This window comes from Vibrio sp. Evd11 (genome assembly GCF_900382755.1).
Taxonomy (GTDB): domain Bacteria; phylum Pseudomonadota; class Gammaproteobacteria; order Enterobacterales; family Vibrionaceae; genus Vibrio; species Vibrio lentus.
Genome location: NZ_OSDX01000109.1, coordinates 1 through 7,931 on the forward strand (window position 1 = coordinate 1; position 7,931 = coordinate 7,931).

Below are 7,931 nucleotides of genomic sequence, written 5' to 3' on the forward strand. Positions count from 1 at the left end.
ATCAAAGGCTCACACACAATGCAGGACTAGGGGAATTATGAGGGGATCCGTCAGCGCCCAACCATAAGAACACAAAGTCGATCGGGTAAACTGACGCTGTGGCTAAATAGTCTCCTCGAGAAATTAGCCATACAATTCCAAATCCTATAGTAAGCGTAATGAACGCATTTTTAATTATTAACCATCTCATACTTTCCTCCTGGATTCAGTATGGATAGATGCCAATATAGGATTGTATGAAAACCCGATCTTTTCGAGCTGCCTCAATAAATTTTGGGGGAGAAGTCAACGTGCGTTAAGAATTGGGCAACACCAAGCACGTTAACCATAATCACTGTGCATTCAATATTTGCGATTCAAAGAATCGAAGATCGATTAACTTGTTCGCCCTTCTGAATGCGTAGGTAAGTCTGGCTGTAATTCACACCAGCTCGCTTTGTAGTTGGTGTAAATTTGAGCATCAATTTTGACTGGAATATCCACGTCGAATATCGATATTGCTAGTTCGATGTTTTCTAAAGGTTCACCTTGTACTCTGAAGCCTAAACTTGAACCACAGTTGGAACAGAATGTTCGTGTTGTGCCGTTTGATGCCACAAACTCTTTGAGTAAATCAATGCCTGAAAGCCAGCTCAACCCTTGAACACCAACTAACGTACCAAAAGCTACACCGTGAAATTTTCGGCACATTGAACAATAACAGTTGGCTACCTTTTCACTGAATCCATCAACCGAAAAGCGAACACTTCCACACAAACACGAACCTTTAAAACCTGTACTCATCCTGAGTCTCATTCCCTTTCATATACTGTGTTAACCCACTGGTTAAATTGGACTTCTAACCATTTAACGCATTACGCCAATATTGCACTATTTTATCTGAGACAAGTGAGCTGTCTTTAATGCTTATGTGATTGTGGGTGTTCTGTTGGCTATTGAGCCAACTACACTAAAACTTGGCGAGTGTTCCTGATGAAGTAATGCACCTGACGTTCAATTTTCAGATCGACCATTTCTACTGGACGGCATCCGTTTGGACATGCCATACGAGGTGTTGTACCAAACAACCGACAGATTAATGGTCGCTCTTCATATACCTCACAACCATTCGGGCCTAAATGCACACAGTTGTATTCATCTAAGGCCGCTTCATGCTCAGCGTCAGATTTCCTTGGTAATCGCGACATTTCTTCCGAAGAAGTCGTTACTGGCCCACAACAATCATGACAGCCCTTAACGCATTCAAACGCAGGAATACTCTCGCGGAGGTATGCAATTATCTCTCTATTATCGTTCATCAATATCTTCTTCTCATGTAATACACGATTATTATAGAGCAATACATAACTCGCTAGAAGTTGAGAACTAACCTAAATCTAATGCACCGCGGTATGGCGAAGTCATCAGGGCCACTCCGTATGCAAATCGTCGATACGTAGGCAGAGTGCAGAACGATAGTTGTACCAATTACACCAAACCAAGTTAGAACAACAAACATTATGCATTAACTGCCAGCCTGAGTTTTCTTAAGTTCACTTTCCAAATTTTACGGGTTCAATGCCCTTATTTGTTGGTCTAATAACGACTGTATTGGCAATTAAATCATGCCAACCTTGTTTCTTTCCGCTAAACGCAATCCAAACAAAGCCAAAACACAGAGGAAGAATACTTATGTAATACGCAAGGTACCTTAAAATTGATTTACCTGTAGAAAGCGCCTCTCCGGTCTCCGCATTCACAACTTGAAGCTTCAAAGCAATTTTGCCTGGAGTGCCAGATCGATAAACCCAAAAGATGACTGTTGCGATAAAAGGGAGCACCCAGTTTAACAACACATCCCAGCCGCCTAAGATGAACTCATCTGAATCAAAATAATAGTCACCATATACCCAATACAATAAAGGCATGGTTACCAGTAAGAACAGGAATGTATCAATTAACGCAGCCCCTAATCGCACCCAAAAACCTGCATACTCTAATTGCTCATTGTCCATAAAATATCCTATCTGTTTTGTTTAAATCTCATTACAGCCGAGCGCTCTGTTGAATTGTGATGACGACTACCAACTAAAACGATTAGCACCCAAAGTAAAAGTGCCAAACGTTGTGAATCTTACCAAATCAATGCCTAGCACACCGATTATCGCTGCTTCATAAACGCCACAGCTAACCCAGAAGAAACGAATGTAATACCTGCACCAATATTCAACCCTGACACTAACTTAGGTTTGTTCCTGAACCACTCTGATAATTGAAACGAGAAGACACCCATTAAACTAAAACCAATTGCTGTTAATAGAGCAAACCAAACTCCATAACCGATCATTTGAGTTGTCACCGACCCTAAGTTTGGGTTTACAAATTGAGGTACAAAAGCAAGAACAAACATACCTGGCTTTGGATTAAGCGCGGCAGATAGAAAACCCGTAGAAAAGATGACTTTTAGAGGCTGTTTTTTCGCTGGTTCTAATGTGAACAAATTTCTCGTACGAAGCACTCTCACACCCAACCAAATGAGGTAAGCTGCGCCAACGAGTTTGACAACGTAAAACGCTACTTCAGAAGTTTGAATGAGAAGGGTAAGCCCAAAGGTCGCGGCAACGACATGAAATAGAATCCCCACCCCAGAAGACATACCTGACATTATTGCTGCCAATCGGCCTTGGCTTAAACCTCGACCTATAGCAAGCAAATTATCCGGCCCCGGCGAGATAACTAGCAGTAAACAAGCCAGCGTGTAAGTAACAAATATATCTAATGGAAACATAAAACCTCCTTGTAGTATGGCTCTTAGTGCTAACGTCACGTTAGTTAGTGAGAGACACATCCACATCAACTGTTTCATCGTACACACAAAAATCGACTGAGACGTGAGGCCACATTACGCAAGCACGACGAGTTAGCCTATTATGAATCCCACTTCACTTCAAAGCATATATATCGGCGTTAATGTGGTAAGCCGTCGAAAGAAATTCACATCCGTCCACCAGACTTATTTTTACTCGATAGAACAAGTACAAACTTCGAATTGCTCGCGTCAACCGAAGGTCGCTTGTCATGTTTCCTTTGTGAAACCGATGCGAAATAAATGTGGTTGTTATGTAATTAGCATCTTTGATAGGCATATTGGCTTAAATGGTTCTCTATAAACTCGATATCTGCACGATAAAAATCATCAAGAGGAATAGCTGAGGGCTCTAGCCAATAGAAAGCTTGCTGTCTTTCTGCGTCGACCATTTTCGGTTCATCATTCTGAACCGCACGCAAAACTACATAATGAATCTCACCGCTGAAGTTATTCAAAGCTTGATGAGTGCCGAGAAGCTGTAAATCTTTAAGGCCTGTTTCTTCCCACAATTCTCTAATTGCGGCTTGGCTACCCGACTCACCGGAATCAACGGAACCTCCAGGGAATTCAAAAACCATACCTTGACCATGCCTAAACCTCGTAACAAAACGACCAACTGGAAGCAATACAACCAATCACTCATTAACCGCGGATCTCTGACCGTTTGGATTATTGAAGAAGCGATAAGCGGGTGGGCGAAAAGCAAACATAATATGCACGGGAGGCCACGTCGGTTCAGTGATTTAGCTATCACGACGGCGCTCATGGTGAAGCGAGTTTTTTCTATGCCACTGAGAGCGCTGAAAGGATTTATCGACTCGATACTTAGACTTGCCAATGTTCCATTAAGTTGTCCACATTACACCAGCATCAGTCTTAGAACCAAGCAGGTTTAGGTCTCATTTAAGACTAAAACGAGAGGAGCAATATAGGCACCGAAAGATTACATCTTTCAAAGACGATATCCTTCAGAAAGCATCCTTCGGTGCATATAGTTTCAAGCGCCTTATTAGTGACTAGCGCAAGTCGCTAACATAAGAGACTAACGCAAGCGTCTCAACACAACCTGCTGGTCGAGCTCATTCTGATAATCCGTGTAATCAAGCCCTTGATCAAATATGTACTCAGTGACAAGAGTGCGAATGCATTCAACTAACGTGCTTGCTTGCCAAGGCTTTTCAAAGTAACGGTCGATGCCTGCTGCATTAATCGCATTGATGGTATCGGTATGAGTGGCCTGCCCTGTAAGAAGAATTTTCTTTGTATGCGGAAAGCGGCTGTCATGGAACACGTCAGTGAGTAACTCCACACCCGTTTTCCGTGGCATCACATGATCAGACACGATGACGGTAATGTGTTCGCCTTCTGCGTCAAGTTCATCAATGAGTTCAAGCACTTCTTGTGCTGATTCACAATCTTCAATATTCAGCCAACTCGCCAGCGGCTCTAAATCTTGTATCACTGCGCTCAGTACTTCTCTCTGGTCATCGACACAGATTAAATTAAGCTTCTCCATGTTCACCCTCTATTGGTAACTTGATTCTAAATACAGTTTTAGAAGCATCACTTTTCACAATGATACTTCCGCCATAACCCGCCACAATCCGCTTAACGATTGATAAACCCAAGCCCAATCCAAACGATAAACCACCTTTTTTAGTGGTGAAGTTAGGCTGAAATACCTTTCTACGAGTCACCTCGTCTATCTCAGGGCCGTTATTCGTGATCGTAACTAATATTCTTTTCTTACTTAATCTGGTTTGAATTTCTATTGCAGCATCGTCTGAATTCGACATTGCATCGCAAGCATTCTTTACAATGTTGACCCAAATCTGAACGAGCTCTGTTTTCGATCCTTTAAAAGTCGGCAAATCTGCAGGGCTCAGTCGCACAGAAACTCTACGCAACTCACTTTGTAACAACGATAAGGCATGATTAATGGAGTCATTAATATCCACCGCTTCTTCGGTGTCAATATCAACTCTGCCAAGTTGTTTAACCGATTTTACGATGCCAACGGTGTGTCTAGACGCCAAACGTAAATCATGTAAATCACAGCCCATCTGCCAAAAACGAATCGCTTCTTCTGGGTTTTTCAGCCAATGTTTTGAAATAACGTCTGTTGCAGATAAAGCGTCAATTGGAATCGCCTTTGCAAGAGAGCGAGCAATGTTTTTGTCTAAACCATATTTTCTTTCAAATTGTCGCCCACGTGCTCGTGCTTCTAACGACGACGTTTTCTGACCATGCATTAACCCAAAATCGAAAAATTGACTGGCTTCTGGATGCACTTCTTCAAGCAGATCCATGATGACCGTTTCAAGTCGACCAGATTTGCTATTTACTACACCAATAGCGTTGTTAAGCTCATGGGCAATCCCTGCAGCCAATTGACCCAAGGTCGTCATTTGCTCAGCCGTATGTAACTTCTCTAGCGCTTTTTGTTTCGCTATCGCTTCCTGTGTTGCGCGGCGTTGACGACGCGACAACTCATTGACGATCACAGGTGTGAACTGTGCAGTAAGAGGACCAAACTGACGTTCATCTTCTGCAGGCGTGTCTTTATCGATCCACGCTAACTCAACATCGGTTTTGGCCACAACCGTTGAAGATGCTGTCCAATTACCTGAAAAGAAGCTATGAACACCTATAAAAGCCCCACTACCCGCGCTAAACACTCGCACTTGCGGTGTATTCGCTTCGGAATAAAACCCTTCCAGTTCTCCACTAAACACATAATATAAACGAGTGTTTAACGCTGATTGTTCAATAATGGTGTTACCGGCACGGCACGTCACCCGACGCTCTGTCTGATTAAAATAACGATCGATAAGTGCTTCTAGCTTTTGTTGATACACGTATCGTTATCCTATGTGACCAATTGAATGTAGCACCCACACCATAACAAAACTCAGTAGCACACCAACCACACCTAAAATAATACCGATTCTAGCCATTTGATTACTTTGCACATGACCAGTAGCATGAGCCAACGCATTCGGTGGCGTACTGATTGGCAGCGACATACCTAATGAAGCGGCAAAAGTCACAACCAGAATTAACGTTAACTCGCCGCCTAGTGGCGTAAGTGAAGCCATAGACGAACCTAATGCAGCCATAATTGGCATTAACAAGTTAGCCGTTGCGGTATGAGACATGAAGTTTGCCATTACCAAACACAAGAACGCCGCTCCGAACAACACCACATATGGCGAGTAAGCATCAAACGGAATGCTGTGTACCACGAGCCTTGCTAAGCCAGTTTTATCGAGAGCTAAACCAAGCGCAATACCACCTGATACAAGCCACAGTACGTCCCAAGAAATCTTTTTCAGGTCTTCTTTATTGATGATCCCTGTGAGTGAGAACACAGCGACAGGAATCAGAGCGACGGTATAAGAGTTCATGCCATGGCTTGAGCCCATTAACCAAAGAATGATGGTCAGCGCAAAAGTGACGTATACCGCAATGGCTTTGGGCGTTTTAAGGAATTTACCTTTGATGCTTAGCTCGATTTTCTTTTGGTCAGCTTTGTACATAAAGCCTATTAAAAACCACGCTAACGCCATCATAATAACGACAAACGGCACACCAAATGCCATCCATTCACCGAACGTAATTAGGTTGTCGCCAACTAAATATTTAAGTGCGATAGCGTTTGGCGGGGTACCGATCGGGGTACCAATACCACCGATGTTAGCGGCAACAGGAATACAAAGCGCAAACGCTATACGACCGGGGTCTTTCGGGCCAAACACAGCCAGTACCGGCGTTAAAATAGAGAGCATCATTGCCGTTGTTGCCGTGTTAGACATAAACATCGAAAAGATACCCGTGATCAACATTAAGCCGAGCATCACAAACTTTGGGTCTTGTCCAAATGGCTTCAATAATACACGGGCTAAGTTTACGTCTAATCGATACTTAGTGGCGGCCATCGCTAAGAAAAAACCGCCCAAAAACAGCATGATGATTGGGCTGGCGAATGTCGCCATGATGTCGCTGTATTTTAACAACTCACCAAAATGTTCCTGCCCATGATCAAACCTTAAAAAGATCAGCCCTTTATCCGACAACATCAACAATTGCAGAACGATAATAACAACAGACGTCGCGTAGATCGGGATGGGCTCGAACACCCAGCACAATGCCGCTAATAAAAAGATCGCGATAACGCGTTGTTGAATAATCGTAAGGCCTTCAAATGGAAACGCTGATAGCGGCATTACGAGGATAATGAAAGGAATTAAAATAGGGATAATGTATTTAATATAGGGGCGCATAGCACAAAAACTCTTCCTGAGATAACAACTACTTAGAAATTAGATTTAAAGTTCTAATTTAGATCCGACAACGAATTATCGACCTCTTATCACTCTCTCACTATCGGCTAGATCAATGATTACGTAATCGCGATATCCCCTTTTTCGATTCTGTGCGCTACCTCTACGTTTGTGTGTCATTTACTGTTGCAATTAAATTCTGAGAAACAAAAGGCAAACGTTCGCCTTTGCGTGGGAGATCCGTAAACTTCGGCGCTTGCACCGTTGCAGAGTACTCGCCTAAACTTCAATCTCAGTTTGGCCTATCAGCTCACTCGTTTTAAGCCACACATTGTCTGATTTAGCGAAATACCCATTTAGATAATTCGCAGCCAAATAAGATTTTAAAAAATGAGGTTGATGGATGCTGGCACTGCTTTAAAGTGCCTTTTCCAATAGTTGGTCACTTGTCATGTTTCCTCCGTGAAACTGATGCCGTATAGGTTTGGTTGTTTGAAAGGCAAATCAGGCATGTGTAACGCGACCACTAAACTCAACCAGACCACTTTAAACACTGAACCCAAAGATGGAACAAAAAATACCAAGTGTTATGAATCACGTCTAAATACTTTGTTAGATTTTTGGCCTTTAAGTATCTTATTAATGTCTAAACCTATACCAGCAACATTAGGCTGGATTAGTAAATATCTATTTAGTATTTTGAGCATGTCTAATAAATACTGCTTTTTTGAATACTTTCCTGTTACTAGGGCGTGTTGATCTTTCGTGAGTGTTTTTTGAACAGCATGGTAAAGAGTTAT

The 7,931-nt window shown here is 42.6% G+C and carries 8 protein-coding genes and 2 pseudogenes; 1 reads left to right on the top strand and 9 read right to left on the bottom strand.

Annotation, left to right across the window (positions count from 1 at the left end):
- Positions 1-375: 375 nt before the first annotated feature.
- The 5 genes from ED652_RS23315 to ED652_RS23335 form a co-directional block, all read right to left on the bottom strand.
- The gene (locus tag ED652_RS23315) at positions 376-783 is read right to left on the bottom strand and encodes a GFA family protein (protein ID WP_122056317.1); all 408 of its coding nucleotides are present in this window, start codon (positions 781-783) and stop codon (positions 376-378) included.
- A gap of 161 nt (positions 784-944) precedes the next feature.
- Complete coding sequence (locus ED652_RS23320) at positions 945-1,298, bottom strand: YkgJ family cysteine cluster protein (protein WP_076679176.1); 354 nt, start codon at positions 1,296-1,298, stop codon at positions 945-947.
- A 234-nt stretch (positions 1,299-1,532) separates the two neighbouring features.
- Positions 1,533-1,994: an RDD family protein gene (locus tag ED652_RS23325; RefSeq protein ID WP_122056318.1), complete on the bottom strand. Its 462-nt coding sequence runs from the start codon at positions 1,992-1,994 to the stop codon at positions 1,533-1,535.
- A 146-nt stretch (positions 1,995-2,140) separates the two neighbouring features.
- Positions 2,141-2,767, bottom strand: coding sequence for a LysE family translocator (locus ED652_RS23330; RefSeq protein ID WP_122056319.1), 627 nt, complete (start codon positions 2,765-2,767; stop codon positions 2,141-2,143).
- Between the two features lie 338 nt (positions 2,768-3,105).
- On the bottom strand, positions 3,106-3,426 hold the full coding sequence (locus tag ED652_RS23335) for an NUDIX hydrolase (RefSeq protein WP_254051737.1): 321 nt from the start codon (positions 3,424-3,426) through the stop codon (positions 3,106-3,108).
- Between the two features lie 9 nt (positions 3,427-3,435).
- Here ED652_RS23335 and ED652_RS23340 point away from each other — a divergent pair.
- A pseudogene (locus ED652_RS23340) lies at positions 3,436-3,741 on the top strand (transposase); the annotation flags it as partial.
- Between the two features lie 149 nt (positions 3,742-3,890).
- Here ED652_RS23340 and ED652_RS23345 read toward each other — a convergent pair.
- The 4 genes and pseudogenes from ED652_RS23345 to ED652_RS24075 form a co-directional block, all read right to left on the bottom strand.
- Positions 3,891-4,364 carry a response regulator gene (locus ED652_RS23345; protein ID WP_122056321.1) on the bottom strand — a complete coding sequence of 158 codons (474 nt, stop codon included), beginning with the start codon at positions 4,362-4,364 and terminating at the stop codon, positions 3,891-3,893.
- Positions 4,351-5,706 (bottom strand): ATP-binding protein, encoded by a 1,356-nt coding sequence (locus ED652_RS23350; RefSeq protein ID WP_122056322.1) that lies wholly within the window; start codon positions 5,704-5,706, stop codon positions 4,351-4,353. The genes ED652_RS23345 and ED652_RS23350 overlap by 14 nt, the downstream gene beginning before the upstream one ends.
- Before the next feature lie 6 nt (positions 5,707-5,712).
- Positions 5,713-7,131 carry a DASS family sodium-coupled anion symporter gene (locus ED652_RS23355; protein ID WP_016768662.1) on the bottom strand — a complete coding sequence of 473 codons (1,419 nt, stop codon included), beginning with the start codon at positions 7,129-7,131 and terminating at the stop codon, positions 5,713-5,715.
- Between the two features lie 587 nt (positions 7,132-7,718).
- A pseudogene (locus ED652_RS24075) lies at positions 7,719-7,931 on the bottom strand (hypothetical protein); the annotation flags it as partial.

What these genes read in the sequence shown, in the direction of transcription:
- ED652_RS23315 (WP_122056317.1), bottom strand. Translation starts at nt 783, where the DNA reads ATGAGTACAGGTTTTAAAGGTTCGTGTTTGTGTGGAAGTGTTCGCTTT.
- ED652_RS23345 (WP_122056321.1), bottom strand. Translation starts at nt 4,364, where the DNA reads ATGGAGAAGCTTAATTTAATCTGTGTCGATGACCAGAGAGAAGTACTG.
- ED652_RS23330 (WP_122056319.1), bottom strand. Translation starts at nt 2,767, where the DNA reads ATGTTTCCATTAGATATATTTGTTACTTACACGCTGGCTTGTTTACTG.
- ED652_RS23335 (WP_254051737.1), bottom strand. Translation starts at nt 3,426, where the DNA reads ATGGTTTTTGAATTCCCTGGAGGTTCCGTTGATTCCGGTGAGTCGGGT.
- ED652_RS23355 (WP_016768662.1), bottom strand. Translation starts at nt 7,131, where the DNA reads ATGCGCCCCTATATTAAATACATTATCCCTATTTTAATTCCTTTCATT.
- ED652_RS23325 (WP_122056318.1), bottom strand. Translation starts at nt 1,994, where the DNA reads ATGGACAATGAGCAATTAGAGTATGCAGGTTTTTGGGTGCGATTAGGG.
- ED652_RS23320 (WP_076679176.1), bottom strand. Translation starts at nt 1,298, where the DNA reads ATGAACGATAATAGAGAGATAATTGCATACCTCCGCGAGAGTATTCCT.